The organism is Pontibacter aydingkolensis (assembly GCF_019443125.1).
Taxonomy (GTDB): domain Bacteria; phylum Bacteroidota; class Bacteroidia; order Cytophagales; family Hymenobacteraceae; genus Pontibacter; species Pontibacter aydingkolensis.
The window spans coordinates 86600-112993 of sequence record NZ_JAHYXK010000005.1 but is presented as its reverse complement, the minus strand read 5'-3'; the positions used below and the strand labels follow the sequence as shown (position 1 = coordinate 112993).

The window sequence follows — 26394 nt, the reverse complement described above, 5'->3', positions numbered from 1 at the left end:
TTCCAGAAACAGTCATGAAAAAGTTTTTTTATAAATCGAGTGTGCTGGCTTTAACAGCCGGTATACTTTTGACAAGCTGCGACCCTGAGATTGATGCACCAGATCCGTCGTCGGGTGAGGCTGACTTCACTTCTTACCTTGCTGTAGGCAACTCACTTAGTGCAGGTTTCGCTGATGGGGGCTTGTATCGTGAAAGTCAATTATCCTCATTGCCCGCTATACTAGCTGATCAGTTTGAAGAAGTGGGTGGCGGAGAGTTTGTGCAGCCATTATTCTCAGAGGCGCAAGCAAACGGATCCGGATATTTAAAACTGGTAGGCTTTACTCCTCAGGGAACTCCTATAACTGAAACAGTTACTACTAACTTAGCAATCAGAGGGCTTACTTCTAAAAATACCCCTCTTTATACTAAGTTTACAAACAACATTAACAACCTGGCTATACCTGGTATAAGAGTAGCAGATATCAAGACAGCAGGGTATGGCAGCACGCAGGGTAACCCTTATTTTGAGCGATTAACTGACAATCCTGGACTTACTTACCTGCAGTATGTACAGGCCCAAGCGCAAGCTGCGAATCACACTTTCTTTAGTTTGTGGATTGCAGAGAATGATGTGTTGGCGTATGCTACTTCTGGTGGTGCCTTCTCAGGCGGTATGCTTAATTCAGATGCACAGCGTATTACGCCAGTGAACACTTTTACAGCGAACTATACTGAACTTGTAGATGCACTGACAGCTGGCGGAAAAGAAGGTGTTTTGGCTACTGTTCCGGATGTAACAGCAGTTCCTTTCTTTACCACAGTAGGAGGTTCAGTGAAGCAGCTACTCGCTGCTAACAAAATACCTGCTGTAGTTGCTCTTACAGAATCGGGTAATTCAAGAATCGTAATTACTCCATCGCAAATAAATGTAGAAGGAGGTGTATACTTTCCACTTACAGCATCTGCTTACGCTCCACTTCTTGGTACGCCAACTGGTAGGTACTGGAGGTTGCTTGCACGTCAGGTAAGCTCAAGTCCAGATCCTGTTACAGTTAATGCTACCCTTACGGCTATACTAGCAAATTACCAAATTGATACGACGCAGATGTTTGGCCTTTCGCAAGGTAATCCGCTTCCAAGTGCCTTGGTTCTTGATGCTGCAGAGCAGGTGAATATAAAGAATGCAACCACTGCATTTAATGATATTATCAAGGCGCAGGCGACTGCAAAAGGCTTAGCTCTTTGGGATGCGTATGGCTACTTTAACAGTATCAAAAATGGTTTTGTTAGAAATAGTGTAACTTATTCTCCATCATATATTACAGGTAACTTATTCTCGCTGGACGGTATTCATTTAACACCTAGAGGCAGTGCAATTGCAGCGAACGAAATAATTAAGGCCATCAATTCAAAGTATAACTCAACAGTGCCTCAGGTTGATGAGACACAATACCGAGCAGTACTTCTTCCATAACTGGAATTTAAAGTTTAAAGTAAGCTAAAAAAGCACCCCAGTTTGGGGTGCTTTTTTAGCTTATAGCCTGTTTTTATACTTTACATACTTGCCTGTCCTTATTGATTAAGTTACAAGTATAAATCAATTTTAATGCGCTTCCAGCCAGTTCTCTCCAACTCCCAGGCCTACTTCCATCGGTACGCTCAGCTGCAGGGCATTCGACATTAGTTCTACGATTTTAGGCGTTACAATCTCCACTTCGTCTTTAGGTGCATCAAACAATAATTCGTCATGTACCTGTAAGATCATGCGGGTCTTGAGTTTTTCCTGCTTCAAGTAGTCATGAATGTTGATCATGGCAATCTTGATAATATCAGCGGCTGTGCCCTGTATTGGTGCATTAATGGCGTTGCGCTCTGCAAAAGCACGAATGGTGGCGTTGCGGGAATTAATGTCGCGGAGGTAGCGACGGCGGCCAAGCAGCGTTTCAGCATACTCTAGTTCGCGCGCTTTCTCGATAGTGGTATCCATATACTCTTTAATTGCCGGGAACTCCTGAAAGTATGCTTCAATGATATCAGCGGCCTCGTGGCGGGGTATACCCAAGCGCTCTGCCAGGCCAAATGCCGAAATGCCGTAGATAATACCGAAGTTCACCATCTTTGCTTTGCGGCGCATTTCGCTGTCTACCTGCTCCAGCGGCACATCAAACACCTTGCTGGCTGTAGAAGCGTGAATGTCCTGACCGTTTTTGAAGGCTTCCTTCATAGTTGGGTCTCCGCTGAAATCTGCCATAATGCGTAGCTCAATTTGTGAGTAGTCAGCAGATATGATCAGGTGGTTATCGTTGCGCGGCACAAAAGCCTTGCGTATCTCGCGGCCCCGCTCTGTGCGGATAGGAATATTTTGCAAGTTAGGGTTAGTGGAGCTTAAGCGGCCTGTTGCTGTTACTGCCTGGTTAAAAGATGTATGCACGCGGCCATCGAGTTCGCACACAAGTTGCGGCAGCGCATCCACGTAAGTTGACTTTAACTTTGTAAGCTGGCGATGGTCAAGTATAAGCCGCACGATCTCATGCTCACCAGCCAGTTTAGAAAGTATTTCCTCGCCGGTGGCGTGCTGTCCTGTTTTAGTCTTTTTAACCTTACCTTTGCCCTGCAGTTCCAGCTTATCGAACAGGATCTCGCCTAGCTGCTTGGGAGAGCCAATGTTAAACTGCTCGCCGGCTATCTCGAAAATGCGCTTTTCTATCGTGGTGATCTCGGCTTCCAGTTGTACCGAAATATCAGCCAGGGCATTAGAATCTATACTTATACCTTCCTTTTCTACATCGGCCAGCACCTGCACCAGTGGGTTTTCGATGTTATTAAAGAGTTTCATCAGGCCCTGCTCTTGCAGCAGTGGCTCAAAGTATAGTTTTAGCTGTAGGGTAACATCTGCGTCTTCGCAGGCATAGTCCTTAACATCTTCAGGAGCAAGGTCGGCCATGGTTTTCTGGTTCTTGCCTTTAGGTCCGATCAGGTCTGTAATAGGTACCGGACTGTAGTTAAGGTAAGTTTCAGAAAGCACATCCATGTTGTGGCGCATTTCCGGCTCCAGCAGATAGTGCGCTATCATTGTATCAAATATTGGCTCTTGCACCTCTACCTTGTAGTTTTTCATCACCAGTATGTCATACTTGATGTTCTGGCCTACCTTGGCAATATTCGGATTTTCGAGCACTGGCTTAAACTCATCTACTATGCGCTGAGTTTCTTCCGGATTATTGGGTGGCACGGGCACGTAATAGGCCTCACCGGCGCGGTAACAAAACGACATACCCACCAAGGCTGCTGTAATGGGGTCTATACTTGTTGTTTCGGTATCAAAAGATATCTCGTCTTGCTTAAGTAAATAACTAATAAGGCTTTGGCGTAACTCCGGTGTATTAATGAGGTGGTAGTCCTGTTGCGTAGTTTTTATACTTCGCATTATGGCAGGTACCGTCTCTTCCAAAGCTACATCTTCGGCAACGTCTGTAGCAGGGGCATCAAAAAGAGATGTTTGGGCAGATGCACCAGCCTTGCCTTTTCGGGCTGCAGGTTTGGCAACTGTGGTTGTAGCTGCTGATGCTAGTGTCTGGCCAAGTACACGCTGCGCCAGCTGTCTGAATTCCAGTTCTGCGAAAAGCTCTGTAATACTTTCCTCATTAGGGCCATCGTAATGCAGGGCATCTGCGCTGTACGCAATAGGCACATCGCGGTGTATGGTAGCCAGTTCTTTCGACATCATGCCCTGGCTTGCAAAGTTTACTACATTTTCCTGTTGCTTGCCTTTCAGCTGGTCAGAATTAGCAATAAGATTTTCTACAGAGCCGAAGCGCTGTATAAGCGACTTGGCTGTTTTCTCGCCAATGCCCGGTATGCCCGGTATATTATCCACAGCATCGCCCTGCAGGCCAAGTATATCTATTACCTGCTCTACGCGCTCAATCTCCCATTTCTGAAGCACCTTCTGCACATCCCATACTTCGATGGCATTACCCATAAAAGCTGGCTTGTAAAGGAAAATATGGTCTGTTACCAGCTGGCAGTAATCCTTGTCAGGCGTCATCATGTACACATCAAAACCATCTTTTTCTGCTTTACAGGCCAATGTGCCAATAATATCATCGGCCTCGTAGCCGTCCATAATCAGCACGGGAATATTAAAGGCCTCAACAATTTTTTTGCAGTAAGGTATGGCCAGCGATATGTCTTCAGGCATGGCTTGGCGGTTAGCTTTATACTCGGCAAAATTATCGTGTCGGAAGGTCTTAGCGGCTGAGTCGAAAGCAACACCAATGTGGGTGGGCTTTTCTTTCTGGAGCACCTCTACCAATGTATTGGTAAAGCCCAGGGCAGCGCCGGTATTCATGCCTTTAGAGTTAATGCGCGGGTTTTTGCTGAAGGCAAAGTGTGCGCGGTATATAAGTGCTAGGGCATCTAGCAGAAACAGTTTCTTGCGTGGTTCACTCATGGGGCTAATTTAATCATTTTTAGGCAGTCTTTTCTTTATAGCAGTACCAGTTTGTTCTTGTATTGATAGTATGATGCGCTCTTTTTGTTTCGGCCGATTTAAAAATGAATGGTACAACCTGTAGCTATGCGCCACAAAATGTGGAATTTTTCTACACATTTTTTTGGGATAAAATTAGGTGTTTAGGAGCGTTAAGAGTTGTAATTGTCTTATTTATAGGAATTTAAAATTGGCGAACTTTTTTGGCACGGTTATGCTTTAAGGAGAATCAATCGTGATACGCTTACAATAAATATGAATAAAGTATTTGCACTTGCCTTAGTACTGGTTGCCCTTGGATTATTAACGGAAGCAAAAGCACAAGCTCCGCTTTCAGCATCGTCGCAATTGCCGGAGGGTGCGCTGCAGGGAGTGCCGCATGAAACAGGGAAAGAGCAGATAGCAACTGATGAATTGCCAAAAGCTGTAAAGCAGGCATTACAGGCAGAAACTTTAAAGGAATGGAACGTAAGCGAGGTGTATCTGATTAAAGGCACCGTGCAGAAGGCAGATCCAAAGCCGATGTATGAAGTATACTTCACAAATGCCGAACAAAAGAAAACAGTAGCCAGATTTTACAAAAATGGTAAAACTGTTTCTGGCAAACGATAAGAAATTTAAAGATTAAAGCATATTTAAACGCATTTAACTGACAAAATATGATAAACAACAGTGTCTTGGCTGTAGCTGCTGCACTAAACGGGCCTGCCAGTAACATGGCTACCCCGGTTCAGCACACAGCAAAGCCCAATGCACCGCCAGGGTATAACCTTAAGGTCGACTGTACTAACAGAGATCTGAAAGCTGGTGAAACTCATAAACGATTAGCCTTAAGCAAAACTTACGCTGCGCAGCATTGTTGCATCAGTTGATAGTTTTTAAAGGCTGATTAAAGAAGCCAGTTAAGTGGCTATGCCATTCACATATAAGTTATAAAAGAGGAAGCTTCCGTTGGCGCGGGAGCTTCCTCTTTTTTTATAGTGGTGTAAATTTATGCTGGCTGTAACCCTAATGCGGGTATTAACGAACAATAAATGTTTTTAGCCGTTAGAGATGAGCCCTGCTGCCCAACCCGGCGCAAAGCAGGCACCCAGCCATATGCCCAAAATACTTCTGATTGATGATGATCCTGCTTTTAGCCTGATGCTGAAAGCCTTTTTGCAAAGGCAGCAGTATGAGGTAGAAGCAGCGTTTACAGCCAATGATGGTTTACGACTGGCTAAATCCTTTGACCCCGATCTTATACTTACAGATTTCAGGCTACCAGATAAAGATGGGCTGGAATTGCTGATGCAGATCAAAACAATTTCGCCTCATCTACCCGTTATCCTCATGACAACTTACGCGGATATACAAACTGCCGTGAGGGCTATCAAACTGGGGGCACTGGAATACCTTACCAAACCCATTAACCCCGACGAGACTTTACTGCTGGTGCGCAGTGCCCTTAAAAAGAAGGAAGAGGAACAGCCCGAACAGCAGGTATCAGCCAACGCAGAATACGTGCATGGGCTAAGTGAAGAATCAGCACAGATAGAGGAATTTATACATTTGGTGGCTCCAACTAACCTTTCGGTAATTATAGAGGGCGAAAGCGGCACCGGCAAAGAGTATGTAGCGCGCACTATACACGAAAACAGCAAACGCAGCAGCAAACCATTTGCAGCCATAGATTGTGGTACCTTATCCAGAGAGCTGGCAGGCAGCGAGTTGTTCGGATATGTGAAAGGGGCTTTTACTGGTGCGGTGATGGATACAAAAGGACAGTTTGAAGCTGCTGATGGCGGCACGCTGTTTCTAGACGAAGTTGGCAATCTGCCTTACGAAGTACAGGTTAAGCTGTTGCGAACCTTGCAGGAAAGAAAAATACGGAAGATTGGAAGCACCACCGACCAGGATATAAATGTGCGTGTAATAGCTGCTACCAACGAAGATCTGGCGCAAGCTATCAGTAACGGCCAGTTTCGGGAAGATCTTTATCACCGCCTGAACGAGTTTAAGATAAATATACCGCCATTACGTGACCGCAATGGTGACGTACTGCTTTTTGCACGCCATTTTCTAAACCACGCAAACAAGGAACTGGAAAAAAACATAACTGGATTTGATGCAGCCGCTGAAGAAGTGATGCTTAACTACAGGTGGCCAGGCAACCTGCGTGAGCTTAAAAACGTGATCAAGCGCGCTGTTCTGCTAACTAAAGGCAACGTAATTACAACACAGGTACTTCCACCAGAGGTTGCAAACTATAAGCCAGAGGCTGTAAGCTCAGATGTAAGAACTGGTTTTGCAGAAAATCCTTCGGAAACAGATCTTAAAAGTATAACCGAACGCAATGAGCGGGAATTGATCGTTAAAACGCTGGAAAAAGTAAGGTACAATAAATCCAAGGCTGCACGGCTGTTGAACATAGACCGCAAAACACTTTACAATAAGCTGAAGATCTACAACATCGAAGCTTAGCGTAAGCTATGAAACAGGCTGCGCTGTTACTTGTTTTATACTTTCCAGTTGCTGTTTTAATGCGTCGAGAACTTCTGTGGCATTGGCTTCTGCCAGCATTGCTGCGTCTGGTAAAGTAGCTTTATCTATGTCTGGGTTATGAAGCACATTTTCAAGTATTGCCAGGTGCGGGACCACGGTGTCTGCTTTTAATTGCTTGAACCCTGTGATCATCTTATGGGCAACAGAACCTGCTTTATCCCAATCTTCAGCGCTGGCATGCGCTTTTAGTAGCGCCAGACTCTGCTTCTGATCGTTTAGCAGCACTTCCAGTACCGTAATCAGCAGTTGCTCATCGGAACCCGTAAAAAGGCTGATCTCCTCTAAACTATACAACTGGCTTTCTGCTTCCGGGGCTATAGCAGCAGCATTTATACTTTGAGCAGGAGCGGTATTGGCAGGAGACAATGGTAATACAGATGCCAGTAACTGATGCATTTCCACTTCTGTGTAAGGCTTTAGCAAATGGCCGGTTATGGCAGAGCCTTTAAAGAAATCAGGGTCGTTGCTAAGTATATTTGCCGATAAAGCTAAAACAGGAACTTGCTTATCATACTTTCGGATGGCCCTGGAAACGGTTTTGCCACTTACACCAGGCAGCTGCAGGTCAGTAAGCACCACATCGAATTTTTTATTCTTTACCAGTTCCAGCGCCTCGTGCCCGTCGTTTGCCAGGTATACTTTTATGCCCCATCTGGTAAGTATAAGCTCGGCTAAGGTACGGCTGTAAGCGTCATCATCTATCACCAAGGCTTTATAACCGTCAAAAGAACCTGTAGAAAGTATAGGCTGGGCAGGCACAATTATACTTTGCTGAGAGGCCAGCAGTGGTAGTACTATCGCAAATGTTGTGCCCTTGCCTGCTTCGCTGCTCACAGTCATGGTACCGCCCTGCATCTCTACCAGCTTTTTACTGATAGACAGGCCAAGCCCCGTGCCGCCATACTTACGAAGTATAGAATCGTCGGCCTGGTTAAACTCACCAAATACGTGCTGTAGCTGGTCTTTGGAGATGCCGATGCCTGTGTCGCTTACTGTTATTCTTGCTGTAATGCGGTTGCGGCGCTGGCTTTTCAGACCAATGTTTACCTGCACTTTGCCTTCGTGTGTAAACTTTATAGCATTATCGATAAGGTTTAAAAGTACCTGCTTTATGCGCAATGCATCTCCCTGTAAAACATCGGGCATATCTTCCGACACATGGCTCTGAAAGCTGATGCCCTTGGCAGCTGCTTTCAGGGTAAAAGCCTGCTTCAATTCTGTTATAAGCTGCTGTAAGCTAAATGGAGCAGAGCTGATACTTAGTTTACCGGCCTCTATTTTGGATAGATCGAGCACATCGTTTACAATGTGCAGCAAATGCTGGCCAGCACTGTTGATGGCCTGCACATGCTCCTGCTGTTGCTTTTGCAGGTTTGTGTGTTGCATTTGTTCTGTAAAGCCAAGTATAACATTTAGTGGTGTGCGCATTTCGTGGCTCATGTTGGCTACAAAGGCCTCCTTAGCCCGTGCCAGCTGCACCGATTGTTTCTGTGCCCTGATCAGGCTGGACTTGTAGTTATTGCTTCGGGTAATGTCGCGCAGGATAACAAGTATAAACGCTATACCGCCGCCTAAGCCAATAACACCAACCAGTAAAAGTATAGTAGAAGTTTTCTTGGCTTCTTCGCGGGCTCTTACGGAATTTAGCTGTTCCTGCGCCTCTTCGTGTTTCTCCAGTTCATACATCATCCCCCTTATCTGGTCCATAATCTGTTTATCCTGCTGCAGCAATGCCATTTCTTCGGCCTGAAGCATCGCCTCTTTTTTCTCCGACTCACGCTTTACGTTGTTCAGGATGCGACGTACTTTGGCTAGTTGAGTTACAGGGGCAACTACTTTGTTTGTGTCTACTTTTATCTCGCGGGTAACATTTATTTCGGGCTTAATTACCTGGGGTGGTGTACTAGCCTGCGGGCTGGCTTTTCCTTTACGGGAAAACAGCTTATTAAAAAAGCCTTTTTTGCTCAATGCAGCCTCAGAACCAGACTCAGCTTGCTCTTGAGTTTGTTCAACATCTTTTGGCAACCTGTCTGAAATAGTGGTTGTGGTATGCTGCCTGATGGTGGTAGACATTTGCTTGGACTCAGCTACAGACACGATCTGGCGAAGGGCTTTGTCGGATGGGTTAAGGCGCTGCTGCTCCTTTTTAAGTGCCACAAAGCGTTGCATGCTGTTTTGCTTGGTTTTAAGCAGTATCGCAATAGAGTCTATCTGGGCAACATTAGATTTGCTATCCTGCATCATAAAGCGCAAGGTATCAAGCTGCCCTTCAATGGTGTCGAGGTGGCTAAGGTATGATTTAAAGTGCTGCTCTTTAGTGGTTAAAGTATAAGCCCTGATAGAGCTTTCTGCCGAAGAGATAGTGGAAAGCGTGCGGTGCAGGCTGCTTAACTTGATATTAGGCTTGGCTAGCTCATCTACGGAGTTTAGCAATTGTGTAAAGCTGGCATACGTCAGGTAGATGGCAACCACCACCATACTGATGGCAAGTCCAAACCCAACCACAACTTTAACTTTAATACTATCCCCGAATAGCCTCATGTATATTGTTTATACCTGCTTTTTTGTTTTTCCTCATGACAAAATCTTACAACGCCAAAAGGAAAAAAATGATTGCAAAAAGCTATAATTCAACATGAAAACTAATGCTTAAGCAAAAAGTGTGATATAATTTATTCAATATGCATCATTAATATAGCTATATTTTGTATAAATACGTTTATAAATATTCTGCGCCTCCAGTGTAGGTAAAATATAGTTTCTGTTAATAAAATCTATAAGTATTATGGTTGGTCATGCGATAAAGGTGCTCTTGAGTTGCCTGGTTTTAGTATCTGTAAAAGTTGTTGGGCAGGATATAATTGTAAAGAAGAACGGGGAACAGATAATCGGGAAAGTAATAGCTTTGAGTACAGATACGATACAGTACCGTTACTTCAGCGATTTAAACGGCCGTGTACAGGCCATGCCCAGAAGTGAGATAGCACAGTTGAAGTTAGTTGCCGCTGCAGAGCCCGTACAAGTGGCAAAGTATACTTATACTGATGAGGAGACAAGTATAAACGAGATGGCCCAACTGCGTTTGCAGGCAAAGCTGGATGCTAATTCTTATTACAAAGCAAGAGGCGTTTTCTGGACAACCATGGGCTCTACCATAATGCACCCGGCAGCTGGCTTTGCAACAGGTGCTGTTATTTCGGCTATACCGGCAGATATAGATTCGGACTATAACCCAAACCGCCACTTGATGAAGGAGCAAGTATACCGTGAATCTTACCAGAAACAGGCGCGTAAACGAAAGATCGGAAACGCTGCGGCTGGTTTCGGAGCCGGAGCAGCTGTGCTAAGTATAATTTACATGGTAGTAATTGTAGGTGCTGTGGGAGGGGCTTGATTCGTTATTCGTTGACTCGTTATCTGAAATGTAAAGACGCAATACGTTGCGTCTTGTTTGCTACAAGGCAACGCATCTTTAGATTCGCCATAGAGACCATGCAAAAGTATAACCTATGACTCACGGAAGACTGAAGACTTTCTATCATATAAAGTAATAAACCACCGCTGCGCTTAAAACTTGCGCCAGAGAAGGCCAAAAGAGGTAGAAAAGATTATAAAGTATAAAGTCCTGCAAGTATAAACTTATACCTGTAGGGCCTTGTTATTGGTATCAGTAGCTAAGTGTAAAGTTACCAACTGCTGCTGGCGCCGCCACCTCCGAAAGAGCCGCCTCCGAAACCTCCGAAGCCGCCACCTCCGCCTCCGCCGCCAAACATACCACCGCCAGAACTGAACGTGCCAAACCCGCCAGGAATGATAACCGGGCCGCCAAACGTTCTGGAGTAGCGCCTGTTGCCACGGCCACCTCCGCCACCACCTCTTCTGGACAAAATGAACAAAACAAGTATAACAATGATGATGATAAAGATGATAGAAGGTTCGCCCTCCTCTTCATTGTTTGCCATTGTTGGGTCTGCCGTGTAAGCTCCGCTGGCTAAGTCTATGATGAGACTGGTGGCCTGATCCAGGCCCTCAAAAAATTGGCCTTTAGCGAATGCCGGCTTAAGCGTACGCTCAGTAATGCGTTTAGCCAAAGCATCGGGTACGTACTCTTCCAGGCCATAGCCTGTTTGTATCGTAACGGTGCGTTCTTCTTGTGCTACAAGTATAACCAGCCCGTTATCATATTCCCCTTTACCAACTCCCCAGAGTTCACCCAACTCGGCGGCATACTGGTTAGGGTCGTAGCCGCCAATGGATTTCATGAGCACCACGGCAATTTGTGTGGAGGTAGTATCGCTGTAGTTCTTCAGCTTTTGCTCCAGCGCCTGCTCCTCTTCTGCAGACAGCATATCGGCGTAGTCGTTTACGAGCCGGTTTGGTTTAGGCGGAAAATCACTGTTCTGGGCTAATGCCAGTGCACTAAAAAGAAAGCAGTATAGAAGTAATAAAAAGTTTTTCATAAAATTAGTCTCCGAACGAAATATCATCGCTCAGTTCGTTCAAATCGCCTTTCTGATCGTAAGGGAAATGCGCCTTAAGCTGCTCGCCGGCCATTAATATACCCTCTGCCAAGCCTTCGGCATAATGCTTTTGCTTAAAGTGTTTGATCACCTTCGCAGTAATGTCTTCCCAGAAATGATCCGGAACAATGGCGTTGATACCTGCATCGCCCAGCACGGCAAACTGGTGATCTTCCAGGGCAACATAAAAAAGCACTCCATTGCGCAGCTTGGTCTGGTGCATGTGCAGTTCGGCGAAAATCTCTGTAGCTCTGTCCAGCACATCTTTGTCGCAGTTGCTTTCTACGTGCACGCGTATCTCACCAGAGGTGTTTTGCTCGGCTTCACGTATTGCTGCTGATATTTTCTCTTCGTCTGCAGGTGTTATGGTATCTCGTGGCATAAATTGAATTGTTAAATTGTTGGATTGTTCAATTGTTAATCCCCCACGAGAACAACTATTAAACAATTAAGCCATTAAACAATTTAAAGATTAAAATTCTACCGTTGGGGCTTGTTGTGCACCGGCTTCTGCCTCGAAATGGCCTTTACGTTCAAAGCCGAAAATGCCAGCCATCAGGTTAGTAGGAAACGATCGGACAGTGGTATTGTAGTCCTGCACGGCCTCGTTAAATTTGCGGCGCTCTACGGCAATCCGGTTTTCGGTGCCTTCCAGCTGGGCCTGTAACTCCAAAAAGTTTTGGTTTGCCTTTAGCTCAGGGTACCTTTCCACAGAAACAAGCAGGCGGCTTAGCGCACCGCTCAATTCGCCCTGCGCCTGCTGAAAGCGCTGTATATTCTCAGGACTAAGATTGTCGGGGCTGATATTCACGCTGGTAGCTTTTGCACGTGCCTCAATCACACGTGTCAGGGTTTCCTGCTCAAAGTTGGCAGCACCTTTTACGGTGTTTACCAGGTTTGGTACAAGGTCAGCGCGGCGCTGGTAGGCGTTTTGCACATTAGCCCAGGCTGCCTCCACTGTTTCGTCTTTCTGCACCATAGTATTATAGCCACACGATGACTGTGACACTAAAATGACAAATCCGATTAGGTAAAAGAATAGTTTTTTCATGGTTTAAAAGATGTATGTAAGGATACTATACGTTATAAGATGCCTGGTAAAGCTATATCAGTACGAATTTAACAAACACACGTTGGTATACGGTAACAAATATGAAAAAATTAACAGATTACAATATTATAGGTTCTAAGTTAAGTGTTGCAACTGCAATGGTAACAATAACTTAATGCCCTTTAAGCTATAGATAAAGTTTAAAATACAGTATAAATTCAATATATTGCATGAAAAGTATAGTATATGAAAGCAGTTATACCTGTAGCAGGAGTTGGATCAAAGCTTAGGCCGCACACGCATACGCAGCCTAAATCGTTGGTGCCTGTAGCAGATAACACTATACTTGGGCACATTATAGAAAAGGTGCTGGATGCCGGCATTAACGACTTTGTTTTTATTATAGGGTATCTGGGCGAGAAGGTAGAGCAGTATGTCCGGAAAAAGTATCCGCAGATAAACGCCCAATTTGTGGTGCAGGAACCACGCGAAGGTCTTGGCCATGCCCTCTGGATTGCCCGCCATACGTATGAGCACGACGACAGCTTGCTGATTATGCTCGGCGATGCCATTGTAGACGTAGACCTTAAACCGATTATTGATGCGCCTACATCGGTGCTGGGAGTTAAGAAGGTTTCTAAGCCATCGCTGTTTGGCGTTACAGAGGTTGGCAACGATGAGTTTATCGTTAAAGTGGTCGAGAAACCTAAGATCCCGAAATCAAATTTTGCTCTGGTAGGACTCTATAAGATTGTGAATCCTAAGAAACTCGTGCGTTCGTTAGAGCATATTATTACCGAAGACCAGCGTACCCAGGGCGAATACCACCTGACCGATGCGCTGATGCACATGATCAAGTACGGCGAAAAAATGGTGACCTGGGGCGTAGACCACTGGTTTGACTGCGGTAAAAAAGATACCTTACTGGCTGCCAATGCTACCCTGCTTAACCAGCCCCGTTTCCGAACCAGCGACTACAGTGAGCAATGCCCGGGCTGCATTATTATTCCCCCGGTAAGTATAGGCGAAGACTGCAATATCACAAACTCTATCATTGGGCCAAATGTGGCTATTGGCGATAATACCACCATTACCAACTCTATACTTAGCAACTCTATTATCGGGTCTTACTCAGAACTGCGCTATGCCGTTATGCAGGATTCTGTTATAGGCAGTGATGCATCTTTTCGAGGGTTCAGCCAAAGCCTTAACATTGGCGATAGCACCGAGATCAACTTTTCGCAGTAAGACCTTGCAGCGTGCGCAGCTCCTGCGAGCGTCTGGGTAAGAATTTCTGTTGATGATGTGATAGATATTATTATTATTATTTCGTAGCAAGCAGGCTAGACACTCGCGGGACCTTCGGGCGCTGCGAGGTCATTCGGCTTCTACAAAAACGTCAGTTCATTCAACTGGTCCAGCATCCAGCCGGTTAGGCTATAGCGGTGGCGGTTGGCAGCCAATACTTCATGCGGTATCAAATCGGCCCTAAAACAGGCAAGGCGGCCGGCAATTGGCAGTATGTCAATTTCTTCTTCAGATCCGTCTTCATTTGGCAAGTATAAACGCAGGTTACCGCCATTTTCCGGTGTCCAGTTTTCGTTGAGATAGCAGATAAAAGAAAGGCGGCGATGATCGTTTGTCTGGAACTGGTCGAGGTGGCGCTTGTAAACCGTACCGGGAGGATAAACAGTAAAGTGAAACTCAAAGTCTTTAAGCCCCAGAAAGCAAGTACGGTTAATGTAGCGCATTACTTCGTGCATGCGATCCAGAAATATCTGTGTAGGAGGCAAGGCTTCTGATGGCTCGATCCAGCGAATAAAATCGCCGCGTACTTGTTTGTCTACCGTAAATTGGTCGGCGGTGCCGATGCCTGCTTTTTTAAAGGTGCCCTGCTCCTGGTGGTGTTGCAGCACTTCGAGTAGATTGTGTACTTCTTCCGGCTCCAGAAAATTATCAACAATGGCGTAGCCTTTGTCAGATAACCTGTCGGCGATCTGCTCAAATTTCAGCAGCAATCTCTCGTCCTCTATTTCTTCCATCTTCTAAACAAGTATATACTTTCAGGTTAGTGCAAAAGCGCGCAAAACTAACGAGTATACGCATCCGTTGTATACGGAGCCAACTAAGTTTTTATACTTAAGAGGCTGTTTTTAAAGTATAAGGCCAAAGGTAAATGGCATCTGGCATAAGCAAAGCGTGCTGAATTGTGCTTTAAAATGCGTATATTGGTTCTTTGCTACACTTAACTCTTAAACAAAATAAAAGGCAACGCCATTATGAGAAAGACCACAGCAATTCTATTGGCTGGCAGCCTGACCGCTGTTTCGGCCTGCAAATCAACACAAAACGATACAACTGTCACCGGCATGACAACAGAAACTACAGTTGCAGCTACTGCAGAAGCTGAGAAAGAAAAAGAATTGGATTACCCCAATACCAGAAAAGGAGATCACGTTGAAAACTACTTCGGAACGCAGCTTCCAGATCCTTACCGCTGGTTGGAAACCCATAACGAAGAGGTTGACGAGTGGATTGAAGCTCAGAATAAGGTAACTTTTAATTATCTGGATGATATAGCGTTCAGGGATAAGATAAAAAACCGCCTGACTGAGATCTGGAATTACCCAAAGTATGGCGCACCGTTTAAAGAGGGCGGCAAGTACTACTTCTTTAAGAACGATGGCCTGCAGAACCAAAGTGTGCTGTATGTGCAGGAAACCCTGGAGGCTGAACCAAAGGTATTCTTCGACCCTAACAAGTTATCTTCTGACGGTACAGTGGCGCTTACAGCCTTGCAGTTCTCGAAGGATGGCAAGTATGTAGCTTACGGTACATCAAGCGGAGGTTCTGACTGGAACACCTACCAGGTAATGGACGCGGCTACCGGCAAAATATTGGATGATAAGATAGAATGGGTGAAGTTCTCGGGTCCAAGCTGGCACAAAGACGGGTTTTACTATAGCCGCTACGATGCCCCAACTGAAGGCAACAAACTGGCTAACAAGAACGAATACCACAAAGTATACTACCATAAAATCGGCACGCCGCAGAGCCAGGACAAGCTTATTTACGAAGACAAAACCAAGCCGCTGCGCAACTTCTACGGCCAGACTACAGACGATGAGCGTTTCCTGATTCTAAATGCATCTGAGGGAGCTAGCGGAGCCAATGCTTTATACTATAAAGACCTGACCGATCCAAAGTCTACTATCAAGCCAATCATCGATAACTTCGAGAGCGAATATAACGTGATCGATAACTTCGGGGACAAGCTGCTGGTGATGACCAACAAGAATGCCCCGCGTTACCGCCTGGTAATGATTGATCCGAAGAAGCCGCAGGAGGCAAACTGGAAAGTAGTGGTGCCGGAGTCGCAGAATGTGATGCAAAGTGTATCCTCGATAGGTGGCCGTATTATCGCCTCTTACATGAAAGATGCCACCAGCCAGGTAGTGGTTTACGATCAAAATGGAAAACAGCTTAACACAGTAGAATTACCAACACTAGGCACTGTAAGTGGCTTTGGAGGGGATAAAGAGAATAAAGAGACTTTCTTCACATTCACATCTTTCACCTACCCGCCAACTATTTACCGCTACGATGTACCAAACAACAAAGTAACGCAGTTCCGCAAAACTGAGGTAAATATTAATACCGATGCTTTTGAGACAAAGCAGGTATTTTATACTTCCAAGGATGGTACCAAAGTGCCTATGTTTATCGTGTACAAAAAAGGCCTCCAGCTAAACGGCCAAAACCCGACTTACCTATATGCTTACGGTGGATTTAACATATCCATGACGCCAAGCTTTAGCATTGCCAACATGCTGTGGCTGGAGAATGGTGGTGTATATGCCATGCCAAACCTGCGCGGTGGCGGTGAGTACGGCGAAGAGTGGCACAAAGCCGGCATGACTCCAAACAAGCAAAACGTGTTCGATGACTTTATCGGAGCAGCCGAATACCTGATTAATCAAAAGTATACTTCGTCTGATAAACTGGCTGTAGCTGGTGGCTCTAACGGTGGCTTGCTGGTAGGTGCCTTCATGACGCAGCGCCCTGATTTGGCTAAAGTAGCCATTCCTGCTGTGGGTGTAATGGACATGCTGCGTTTTCATAAGTTTACTATTGGCTGGGCGTGGGTACCAGAATATGGCTCATCAGACGACGAGGCTCAATTTAAAAACCTGTATGCTTTCTCGCCGCTGCACAACATTAAAGAGGGCGTAAAATATCCGGCCACATTGGTTAAAACAGCCGACCACGATGACCGTGTGGTACCAGCCCACTCGTTTAAGTTCATCTCTGAGCTACAGGATAAAGGTGCTCCGGGCAACCCATACTTAATAAGAGTTGACGTGCGTGCTGGTCACGGTGCCGGTAAGCCGACATCGCTGCTTATCCAGGAGTGGGCCGATACGTACTCGTTTATTTATAAAAACATGGGCGTAAACCCATATCAGAATCAGTAACACCCAAGTATAAATCTGCCATTTATACTTTAGCCGCGCTACCTGCTTTCGGTAGCGCGGCTTTTTTAGTAGTAATGCCCTCGCTCGCCAGAGGCGAGCGAAAGCTACTGCTATTTATTTTACCTTTACACATCACCAAACCTGCCAACTATGAAATCCTACCCCGGCACAAGCCAGTTTACAGTTCGATCCAGCGAGATAGACTACCACGGCAAAGCCACCATGCCGGCACTGGTTAGTTACATGCAGGAGGCAGCCTGGGCAAATACCAGAGATCTGGGCATATCGATGTACGACCTGTTGGAGCGAGGCCTGACGTGGGTTTTGCAGCGTATGCGTGTGGAGATGTTCCGGTACCCGAAGCATGGAGAAAGTATAACTATAGAAACATGGGCCTCTGGCAGAGAAAGGGTTTTCCTGCACCGCGACTTCAGGATCTATACTTCGGATAAAGAACTGTTGGGGCAGGCTACAAGCGCGTGGCTGGTTATGGATGTGGTAAAGCGGCAAATGGTATCTGTGCCCGATTTTATAATGGAGGTGGAAGTAGTGCCCGGCCAGGAGCCATTACCGTTTGCAAAAGGCAAGTTGCCTCAGCTGCAAGAGCCAAAGTATAAAGAACAAATGCCCGTACGCTGGCACGACATCGACCTGAACAGACACGTAACCAATACCCGCTACCTGCAATGGATACTCGACACGGTGCCATTAGAGATAATAGACCAAAAACAGCTGCTGGAACTGGATATCATCTTTAAAGCCGAAAGTATACTTGGAGACACAATTATATCAGAGGCTGGCATGGGAGCATCAGAAAGTATACTTTTGCACAGATTAACCAGCCAGGAAACCGGAAAAGAACTGGTGCAGGCCAAAACATTATGGGACCGGTGATTAAGGGGATTAGATTGATTGCATAAGATTAATAATCGGGAGGTCAGCTCATTAGCCTGAATGCGGGGTAATAGATTAAGAGTATAAATTTAGTTGAATCACAAATAATAATAATCTGATAAATCACTTTTATCACTGGTCAGATGAACATACGCAAAGGAATTATAGACGACCTGCCGCAGGTACTTGGGTTGATAAAAGAACTGGCAGAGTATGAACGAGCCCCACTAGAGGTAACCAATACCCTGGAAGAAATGCGCCGCGATGGTTTTGGCGAGAATCCTATCTTTAAGTTTTTTGTGGCGGAAACGGCGGAAAATGAAATTGTGGGAATTGCTTTATACTTTACCGCCTACTCTACCTGGAAAGGCAAAACACTTTTCCTGGAAGACCTGGTAGTTACGGAGAGGTTGCGCCGCAGTGGCATAGGCAAAAAGCTTTTTGATGCTGTAGCCGAGGAAGCCAAATTAACCGGCGCAAAGCGTTTTAGATGGCAGGTACTAGAGTGGAATGAGCCGGCCATTGCCTTCTACAACAAGATTGGGGCAGAGTTAGACGGCGAATGGATAAACTGCACCATGACAGAAGAGCAGATACAGAAGTATAAAGTATAGCCACTCCTGAAATAGCAAAAGCCGCACCCAAGTACAGATTAACTGTTTTAGGTGCGGCTTCTGTATTTAATGCTGGTCTGGTTATTCCTGGTCTTTACGCTCTACGTTTACGCCAACAATTTCCAGCATCGTTCTGAACGAAGCATACTTTCCGGCATAGCGTTCGTTCACTTTCTGCTGCAGTGCCGGAGAATGGTCGCGTTGATATTCCTGCAGGTCCTCCACACTACGGCAGGTATACTGTACTGCGTACGTTGTGCCACCGGTGTCTTCTTCGCCCATTACCCGGCAAATCTGGTTTGCCAGGAAATAACCTGTGCCCATAACCTCAGGCATGTGCACCTCTTTCATCCACTGCAGCCATTCGTCAGCCACATTGCTATCTATACTTACAGTTACATTGTAAATTATCATGCCCGAAAATACGAAAATTACGCCGATGCAGCAGATAACATTTCAGGTTTAATTCTAAATAGTAGAAGTTCAATCCGATTTTATTCTGCTATCTGAAAAGCCCACCAGAAGTGTATAATCCTCCGGAAGGTTAAAAATCAGTTACAACGCCACTGGCCTAAAGAGCCTTCGTAATAGCCGTTTTCCGGAACAGTTTTGTAAGCTACCACAATAGGGGCTGCGCTCGGATAAGGTTTTAGTTGCATGTGGCCATCGCTTAACTGCAGGTAAATAGTGCTCTTATTGTCGTACTTAGCCCGAATGAGATTGTTATTATTGTTTACCTGGTATGTGTTATTGGAGTTCAGGCCGGTAGCTGTAAGCTCTGTTACAACATACTCTTTTGTTTTAGAGAATGCTCCCGAATTGCTTAATACCACTTTATCGGTGCTTTGTAGCTTGCCGCCAAGCCATAGGTCTTCGCCCAGGCAATTATCGGTTTCAGCAATCAGGTCGAAGTATACTTCATCTGCAGTTCTTTCGATTGCAGCCACAGTAATAAGGCTGGCCTTTTCAGGTGCAAAATTAGTAGTGGTGGTGGCCTCTTCGGTTTCCTGCTCTACATGCGTAGTGCAGGATGGCAAAAAAAGCACCAGCGCAAAGAAAAAAAATGAAGTATAATCGGAAATTTTAGAAGTAAAGGTTTTATCCATAAGCAAGTATGATTTAAACAAAACATGTGTATATGTTTATACTTGCTGTGCAATTCTATGGTTGTTGATTTTAGATGATTCTTGTCAGTGTATATGTTTTATTTTCAGGCATTTAATGATAAATATTGCCTTTTGTGTCGTGCGTGTGGAAGTTCAGTGTTATGGGCTTAAATGGGCTCAGTATAGTCCAGGTCTTTAGCATAAGTCTCTTCCAGCGATAGGATGGATACCACTGCCAGGGCTATACTTATTCCACCAAGTATAAGTGCCCCCGGCACCAGGCCGATGCCATCTTTTAAGTAACTGAATGAGATGGTAAGCGGCACTACGGCGCCCCGCACAAAGTTGGGTACAGTGGTGGTGACTGTTGCGCGTATGTTAGTGCCAAACTGTTCGGCTGCTATGGTAACAAACACTGCCCAATAACCGCTTGCAAAACCGAGGGCCACGCATAAAGTATAAAAAGTATCGAGACTAAAGGCGTGCCCTAAAAGATAAACGCCTATAAAGAGTGCTGTAAGCACCAAAAATGCTACTACAATGTAGCGCCTGCTCTTAAACTTCTGGCTCAGGTAGCCACTGGCAAAATCGCCGAACACAAGCCCCAGGTAGCAAAAAGATACTGCCTTTGCAGCCGATACGGTTTCCTGCATGCCCAGCGCAATACCGAACTCAGGAGAGAATGTGATCAGTATACCAACCACATACCAGATCGGTACACCTATTAATATGCACTTCAGGTATTTCCGGAAGCGGCTTCCATTTGTAAACAAGCTCAGGAAATTTCCACGTGTAACATCCTTTGTCTTTTTAAGGTTATCGAACATTCCTGACTCATACACACTCACACGCAGGAAAAGCAGCAGTAAACCTAAGCCGCCGCCTATAAAGTATGCTGTGCGCCAGCCAAAATACTCGCCCACAATGCCGGCAAGTATAGCGCCAGATATACCAATTGTAGCCACTACCATAGTGCCGTAACCGCGTTTTTCTTTAGGCAGCACCTCCGATACTAACGTAATACCTGCACCTAGTTCGCCGGCTAATCCTATACCCGCTATCAGCCTTAGAAAAGCATACATAGGTATAGTGGTGACAAAACCATTCATCAGGTTAGCTGCGGAGTATAAAAAGATAGAGCCAAACAATACGGATAGTCTGCCACGCTTATCGCCTAACACACCCCATGCCACTCCGCCTATCAGCATGCCAGCCATTTGCATGTTTAACAGCATAACTCCTTGCTCCAGCAGTTGCGTCTGGTCTGTAACACCTAAATCTTGCAGACTTGGTATGCGCACAATACTAAATAGCACCAGGTCGTAGATATCAACAAAGTAACCCAGGGCGGCTACAATTACCGACGCGTTAAACAAGTAGTGCTTTTGTTTGGATTTGGTTAGTTGTGGCATAGGAACAGATTGTGTATCCTTAAATATAGTTTATGCCTAATAAATTGCAAAGCGATGAGGTATACTTTAGTTACTGCTGATTTTATACTAGATTAGATTTTTAATCACTAAGTAACCGATTTACTATACTTGCCATTATGCCTGAGATAGGAAAGAAACTACAGCTAAAGCCCAGCCAATTGCTGCTGCTGCTTAATGCACCAGACCACATGGCCGATGTGCTGTTAGCAGAAGGCTATACTTTTGCCAACGCCATAGAAGTACCGCATATAGGCACTTATGATGCCGTGCAGCTTTTTGTGCGGAACAAGGAGGAGGTAGACCACTTTGTGCAGCAGGTAATCCCTCTTTTAAAACCAAAGGCGTTTTTCTGGATTGCTTATCCTAAAAAATCATCAGGCATCAAAACAAACCTTAGCCGTGACGAAGGCTGGAAAACAGTTGCTGAACTTGGCTATGAGGCAACACGCCTGGTTGCGCTGGATGAAACCTGGTCATCAGTAAGATTCAGGCATACGTCAGATCGTGATAAACCATCTGTGTTTGGAGTAGACATGCCTGGCATAGACCGCAAAGCTAAAACGGTTATATTGCCGGATGATATGCATAAGGCATTGGAGCATGGCGGAGTGCTGGATACGTTTAATAAACTAGCCTTTACGCACCGTAAAGAATATGCCTTACCCGTGCTGGAGGCTAAGCGACCCGAAACACGGGTGAAACGCATACAGAAAACGCTAGAAGACTTACAGGCGAAACAGCAGAAAGTATAAAACAAGAAAGGGCGGCCAATTGGCCGCCCTTTCTTGTTACTAAATTGTTTGTTTTCGTAGCTTAGTTTTTTTCATCAATCCAGTGGTGTTAGGCTGTAGCACGATATGCTCCTCTTTAACTTCACCGTAGGTTTTTCCATCTTCATCAGTGTAGGGAGTGCTCATGGTAAAGCTTTTTGCTTCGCCACCGCCTTCTGGCACCATTGTTACTATCATGCCATTTACTGGAACCATGCTAAGCTCAAGTATCTATTTTTCGCAGGAAGTAAGGGGAAAAGCAGCAGGTAATACAAGGCAGGAGCCAAGGTTAGTAAACAGTTTCATAGTTTTATTTAGTCGAATTATTAAGTTGCTTTAACTGAGTATAGTAATAAGCTAATATTATGCCAAGAGGATTTGTTTGTTTGATTACGAAATAAAAAAAGAGACACCTTTTAGTAAGTGTCTCTTTCTCAGTATGATTATTTTAGAAAAGGCTATTCCACAATTACCGGAAACTCAGCTTGTATATCTGTTTCGCCTCTTGTTAAACCAGTTTGCTCGCGGTTAGGCTCGTTGGGGCCAACTTTAAGGTTGGGTTGGTGCTTAAGCGTTATGCGCAGTTTACCTGTGCTGGTATTAGTTGTTACAATTTGTGCCTGTAAGCCTATTGGTCGTTGGCTGTTATCTCTATCGGTTTTAGAGATAGATAAAGCCAGATTGTCCAGGGCCTGGTAAAAGAATTCATGCTCATCAGCTTCTTCCTTTATCTCATTGGTTAATTCCACTGGCGTATTTTTGCTTTCGTCAAACAATTTAATAGTGGCATTATATGTTGTATTGGCTTCCAGGCGCATCGTATTTGCAGTAGCAGGATTGCCGCCGTCTCCGTCTACATCTCTAAATATGCCGACTACAGTTTGAGTTTTACCTACCGGCTCAAGCGTAATCCTTAAGGTGGTTATCAGTTCTTCTTCCTCAAGTGGCTTAGGCTCGTCATCGCCGCACGATGTGGCCGTAAGCATCAAAGAGCCTAGTACCAATAGCGCCAAATATGGTCTGAATAATCTTTTCATAAGTTTATTGTAGTGGTTATACTCTTTTCTATGTATTAAAATTTATAAACGAATAAAACTTGGTTTATACTATGCTAAGTGTATTTGGGTTATGTTTATAAGTCTGTATTGCCTCCACCGTACATGGCAGTTTAAAATAGCCCTGTGCAGATCATGAAAAAACCACCTGGCAAAATAAAACAGTTTATGTAAATCTATACTGTTAACGATGAAGATCATAAGTGAATTGTAAAGTGCTGATTTAGCAGCCATAAAAAAAGCAGACACTTTATAAATGCCTGCTTTTTTAGAAGTATTATATCCGGTTATTTAACCTGTATATTGTAAGTTACATCAGCATCTGTTTCGCCGGTATTTACGTTGCTAGTAGCAGTTTTTAAACCAGGCTGGTGCTTTAACACCACGCGTAGTGTACCGGTTTTAGCTGCGCCAGTCTGAATAGTGCTTTGCAGGCCAATAGGACGGTTATTTTTGTCAAGATCGGTTTTGGTTACTGTTAACAGGTCTGCAGGTGATGGTAAAAAGAACAACTCATGTTCATGGCCTTCCTCTCTTATCTCATTTGTAAGGTCCTTTGAATCGTGAGACTCGTCAAGCACAGTAATGTTAGTATTGTAAAGTGTGTTGGCACTTAACACCACCTGCGAAGGAGTCATAACAGGGGCCTGTCCCCCATCTCCGTCTACATCTCTGAAAGTTGTCGTTATTGGTGTGCCTCCGTTCTGAGGAGTCATAGTAAGTGTCATGGTTGTGATTAGCTCTCCTTCATGGTCATGCGGCTCGTGACCGTGATCATCACAAGCAGAAAATGCCATTAGAGCGCCCATTAATATAAATGTCAGGTGTGGTCTGAATAATTTTTTCATTGTTAAAAGTTTAATAGCGTTTTGATTAAAAATTGATAAAAGAAAATTTGTTGAATTAATTTTTGGTAAAATTGAGCGGTAGCTTAACCCGAAACAATAACATACGGCCTATATCGTCAGCATAATATCTGAATCGGTTAAGGTAATCGCGGTAAGGCTTATCCAGCAGATTATTTCCTGTAATGCCTAATTCTACAGGCTGCTTTCCTGCATACACGGTAGTGCCTATTTCCATGTTAAGCAAAAAAGCACCTGCAGGAGGAGCCATATAGTCCTGCTCAGCCTTAGTAGGCACCCGCGTTTGCTCTGCCACGTAAGTACCGCCTATGGCAATATGAGTACCGGTAAGACCTTTTATTCCGGCAAGAGTGCCAGGCTCAAAACGAAGCATGTTGTTATACCTGTCGGCTGGTATTCCGAACAGGTAATCATCCAGGTCTTTGTTAATGGCTCTTACAATAGACGTTCTGGACTCCAAGTAAAGGTTTGGCATAAATCTATACTCCAGGTCCAGGTCTACACCTCTGAAAATGGCATCTGCCTGCTTATACTCAAAAGTTGGAAACGCCCCACGGATGGTAAGTGTAGCAGGTTGAACCGGAGCCAGGTAAATGTAGTCGTTAATAAAGTTGTTGTAAACGCTTAACTTTCCGTTCAGGCGCTGATTGGCATAGTAGTTTACAGAAGCCTCAAAATTATAGGCTTGTTCGGAGTTTAGGTTACGGTTACCACGCTCATAGCTTGCCGAGCCATGATGCACCCCGTCGCTGAACAGTTCGTTGGCACCTGGTGCGCGCCAGGCAGAGGTTGCGCTTAAACCAAATGTAAGGTGATAGCCTACATCATACAAAGCGCCCAATGTACCAGATATGTTATGGAAGTTATACTCCGGACGAATAATGTCAGCGTTTCGCTCACGCTTTGTTATGTTGAGTTTCTTAAAGTCGTAACGAACACCGCCTTCCAGTTGGAATTTGTCCTTTTGCCATTTCTCAATGATAAACGCACCACCCGTTAAGTTTCGGAAGTAAGGTATAAAATAGCGCCCCTGGTAGGTATTGTTCTGGTAGATGGTGCTCACACCAACTGAACCCGACACGTTACCTAAGGGCTTATGCTCCCATACAGTTTCGGTGGTATGTGTTATGATATCCAGCGATAGCTCAGGGGTGGTTCCGGAAGCCCGGTGAGCATCATATTCTTCCCTAATGTTGCGTTGTAATCCATATATAAACTCAAGCCTGCCTGCATTGCCTGTGTTCAGGTATGCTTTGGTTTTTAGCAGATGGTGCTGCACATCCTGGAAAGGGCGTTCTATAGTATAGCTAAAATCGTAACTGGTCTGCTCAGGACGGTCGCGGCCAATGGCATTCTCCAGGTCTGTCAGGTTTCCGATGTGGGCAGCTTTTAAGATTCCTAGCCGCGTATTAAACTGGCTGTAAAATACCTCAACTCCAAAATTCTCTTTTTCATACCCGAGAGCACCGGAGAAATTAACCTCCCTGAATCCTGTGTTCTGAAGATAGTAGTCGGCAGCACGGGCATTGCCGGCGCGTTTAGCCGTGCCTTGTAGCCTCCAGCTTAGAGCGGGGATTTTAGCGGCATTACCATCTACAGTAGCAGAGATAGCGCCCTGCCTGTTGTTGGTTGTGCCAAGCAGGTTTAACTCGCCGCTTACACCTGCCGAATCGCGCAGAGGTTTAGGCTCTATAATTACTACACCTCCAATGGCATCAGCGCCATAGCGCACACCGGCGGCCCCTTTAACTACTTTTATTTCAGAGGCTACAAAAGGGTCTATTTCCGGGGCATGCTCTGCTCCCCATTGCTGTCCTTCGTGGCGTACACCATTATTCATGATAAGGATGCGGTTACTGTGCAACCCATGAATTACCGGCTTGGAAATAGTAGGGCCCGTCTGAATAGTAGACATTCCGGAGATATTCTTCAGCGATTCTCCAAGCGATAAGCCCCGCGTTGCTTCAAGCTCACGCCCTGAGATAGTGCCTGATGCCTGCGCCTCCTGGGATAGACGGCTGCCTGTAATTTCTACCTGGCTTAGCTGCCTGGTATCAGTATGCAACTGCAGGTCTCGTACGGTAGAGGAGTTTAGTTTAATGGTAAAGCTCTCTGTTTCAAACCCAATATAGGTAACTTTTAAAGTATAAGTGCCCCGGCACAGGTGATGAAAATGGTAGTTACCGTACTCGTCTGCAATAGCAGCCTTATCCAGCTCCGGAATATAGACCGTTGCACCTACAAGCGTGATGCGCGTATCGTGGTCCAGTATTTTGCCTGAAATAGTAAGGCCGCAGTCCTGCTCTGCTCCGGCATCAGGGCCATCAACAGTTGCCTGTTGTGCCACAACAGGCTGTAAGCCTACAATAGCAAACAATAAGGCCAGCAACGGGTACTTTAATATTTTCTGAATAGATTTAAACACTACTTTAGTTTTAGCTATACTTTATTCGTAACCAATACAGGCTACTCTGGTCCTGAATATGCTAACATAATGCCAGAAGCAAATGCCAGCCCGGAACGATAGGGTTGGAATAATACAGCACAGAAATCCATACTTCGTTAAAAGAAGGGAATGCGCATCAAAAACA

General features: G+C 45.1%; 22 protein-coding genes. 9 read left to right on the top strand and 13 right to left on the bottom strand.

All coding sequences use genetic code 11. The features are described 5' to 3' along the window. The first annotated feature begins 14 nt into the window (after positions 1-14). Positions 15-1457 carry an SGNH/GDSL hydrolase family protein gene (locus tag K0O23_RS08115; protein ID WP_219876912.1) on the top strand — a complete coding sequence of 481 codons (1443 nt, stop codon included), beginning with the start codon at positions 15-17 and terminating at the stop codon, positions 1455-1457. A gap of 129 nt (positions 1458-1586) precedes the next feature. On the opposite strand, the gene polA is transcribed toward K0O23_RS08115, so the two are convergent. After that, positions 1587-4436 carry a DNA polymerase I gene (polA, locus tag K0O23_RS08110; RefSeq protein WP_219876911.1) on the bottom strand — a complete coding sequence of 950 codons (2850 nt, stop codon included), beginning with the start codon at positions 4434-4436 and terminating at the stop codon, positions 1587-1589. 294 nt (positions 4437-4730) lie between these two features. On the opposite strand from polA, the gene K0O23_RS08105 reads away from it, so the two are divergent. Next, positions 4731-5087 (top strand): hypothetical protein, encoded by a 357-nt coding sequence (locus tag K0O23_RS08105; protein WP_219876910.1) that lies wholly within the window; start codon positions 4731-4733, stop codon positions 5085-5087. Positions 5088-5573: 486 nt separating this feature from the next. Beyond that, positions 5574-6938, top strand: a complete 1365-nt coding sequence (locus K0O23_RS08100; protein WP_219877051.1) for a sigma-54-dependent transcriptional regulator — start codon at positions 5574-5576, stop codon at positions 6936-6938. A gap of 6 nt (positions 6939-6944) precedes the next feature. Here K0O23_RS08100 and K0O23_RS08095 read toward each other — a convergent pair whose 3' ends face one another. Further along, complete coding sequence (locus K0O23_RS08095) at positions 6945-9560, bottom strand: ATP-binding protein (RefSeq protein WP_219876909.1); 2616 nt, start codon at positions 9558-9560, stop codon at positions 6945-6947. A 244-nt stretch (positions 9561-9804) separates the two neighbouring features. Here K0O23_RS08095 and K0O23_RS08090 point away from each other — a divergent pair, with 244 nt between their 5' ends. After that, positions 9805-10413, top strand: a complete 609-nt coding sequence (locus K0O23_RS08090; protein ID WP_219876908.1) for a hypothetical protein — start codon at positions 9805-9807, stop codon at positions 10411-10413. Positions 10414-10705: 292 nt separating this feature from the next. Here K0O23_RS08090 and K0O23_RS08085 read toward each other — a convergent pair whose 3' ends face one another. The 3 genes from K0O23_RS08085 to K0O23_RS08075 form a co-directional block, all read right to left on the bottom strand. After that, positions 10706-11479 carry a TPM domain-containing protein gene (locus tag K0O23_RS08085; RefSeq protein ID WP_219876907.1) on the bottom strand — a complete coding sequence of 258 codons (774 nt, stop codon included), beginning with the start codon at positions 11477-11479 and terminating at the stop codon, positions 10706-10708. Between the two features lie 4 nt (positions 11480-11483). Beyond that, positions 11484-11921 carry a TPM domain-containing protein gene (locus tag K0O23_RS08080; RefSeq protein WP_219876906.1) on the bottom strand — a complete coding sequence of 146 codons (438 nt, stop codon included), beginning with the start codon at positions 11919-11921 and terminating at the stop codon, positions 11484-11486. Between the two features lie 90 nt (positions 11922-12011). Beyond that, the gene (locus K0O23_RS08075; RefSeq protein WP_219876905.1) at positions 12012-12590 is read right to left on the bottom strand and encodes a LemA family protein; all 579 of its coding nucleotides are present in this window, start codon (positions 12588-12590) and stop codon (positions 12012-12014) included. Between the two features lie 246 nt (positions 12591-12836). Here K0O23_RS08075 and K0O23_RS08070 point away from each other — a divergent pair, with 246 nt between their 5' ends. Continuing rightward, complete coding sequence (locus K0O23_RS08070; RefSeq protein ID WP_219876904.1) at positions 12837-13838, top strand: sugar phosphate nucleotidyltransferase; 1002 nt, start codon at positions 12837-12839, stop codon at positions 13836-13838. A gap of 140 nt (positions 13839-13978) precedes the next feature. On the opposite strand, the gene K0O23_RS08065 is transcribed toward K0O23_RS08070, so the two are convergent. Then, entirely contained in the window at positions 13979-14632 is a 654-nt protein-coding gene (locus K0O23_RS08065) for a 2OG-Fe(II) oxygenase (RefSeq protein ID WP_219876903.1), read from the bottom strand. 237 nt (positions 14633-14869) lie between these two features. Between K0O23_RS08065 and K0O23_RS08060 the strand changes: the two genes are divergently transcribed. From K0O23_RS08060 to K0O23_RS08050, 3 genes are all read left to right on the top strand, one after another. After that, on the top strand, positions 14870-17065 hold the full coding sequence (locus tag K0O23_RS08060; RefSeq protein WP_219876902.1) for a prolyl oligopeptidase family serine peptidase: 2196 nt from the start codon (positions 14870-14872) through the stop codon (positions 17063-17065). 150 nt (positions 17066-17215) lie between these two features. Then, positions 17216-17959: an acyl-[acyl-carrier-protein] thioesterase gene (locus K0O23_RS08055; RefSeq protein WP_219876901.1), complete on the top strand. Its 744-nt coding sequence runs from the start codon at positions 17216-17218 to the stop codon at positions 17957-17959. Positions 17960-18102: 143 nt separating this feature from the next. Next, positions 18103-18573 (top strand): GNAT family N-acetyltransferase, encoded by a 471-nt coding sequence (locus K0O23_RS08050; protein ID WP_219876900.1) that lies wholly within the window; start codon positions 18103-18105, stop codon positions 18571-18573. Between the two features lie 81 nt (positions 18574-18654). Here the strand turns inward: K0O23_RS08050 and K0O23_RS08045 are convergent, their stop codons facing one another. The 3 genes from K0O23_RS08045 to K0O23_RS08035 form a co-directional block, all read right to left on the bottom strand. Next, positions 18655-18987, bottom strand: coding sequence for a DUF4286 family protein (locus K0O23_RS08045; RefSeq protein WP_219876899.1), 333 nt, complete (start codon positions 18985-18987; stop codon positions 18655-18657). A gap of 137 nt (positions 18988-19124) precedes the next feature. Continuing rightward, complete coding sequence (locus tag K0O23_RS08040) at positions 19125-19679, bottom strand: hypothetical protein (protein WP_219876898.1); 555 nt, start codon at positions 19677-19679, stop codon at positions 19125-19127. 167 nt (positions 19680-19846) lie between these two features. Then, the gene (locus K0O23_RS08035; protein WP_219876897.1) at positions 19847-21091 is read right to left on the bottom strand and encodes an MFS transporter; all 1245 of its coding nucleotides are present in this window, start codon (positions 21089-21091) and stop codon (positions 19847-19849) included. A 137-nt stretch (positions 21092-21228) separates the two neighbouring features. Here K0O23_RS08035 and K0O23_RS08030 point away from each other — a divergent pair, with 137 nt between their 5' ends. Continuing rightward, positions 21229-21864, top strand: coding sequence for a YdeI/OmpD-associated family protein (locus K0O23_RS08030; protein ID WP_219876896.1), 636 nt, complete (start codon positions 21229-21231; stop codon positions 21862-21864). A 39-nt stretch (positions 21865-21903) separates the two neighbouring features. Here K0O23_RS08030 and K0O23_RS08025 read toward each other — a convergent pair whose 3' ends face one another. The 4 genes from K0O23_RS08025 to K0O23_RS08010 all read right to left on the bottom strand — a co-directional run bounded on the left by K0O23_RS08025 (position 21904) and on the right by K0O23_RS08010 (position 26228). Next, on the bottom strand, positions 21904-22098 hold the full coding sequence (locus K0O23_RS08025; protein ID WP_219876895.1) for a hypothetical protein: 195 nt from the start codon (positions 22096-22098) through the stop codon (positions 21904-21906). A gap of 242 nt (positions 22099-22340) precedes the next feature. After that, the gene (locus K0O23_RS08020) at positions 22341-22919 is read right to left on the bottom strand and encodes a hypothetical protein (RefSeq protein ID WP_219876894.1); all 579 of its coding nucleotides are present in this window, start codon (positions 22917-22919) and stop codon (positions 22341-22343) included. Between the two features lie 305 nt (positions 22920-23224). Then, positions 23225-23785, bottom strand: a complete 561-nt coding sequence (locus tag K0O23_RS08015) for a hypothetical protein (RefSeq protein WP_219876893.1) — start codon at positions 23783-23785, stop codon at positions 23225-23227. A gap of 55 nt (positions 23786-23840) precedes the next feature. Further along, positions 23841-26228: a TonB-dependent receptor gene (locus K0O23_RS08010; RefSeq protein WP_219876892.1), complete on the bottom strand. Its 2388-nt coding sequence runs from the start codon at positions 26226-26228 to the stop codon at positions 23841-23843. Between the last annotated feature and the right edge of the window lie 166 nt (positions 26229-26394).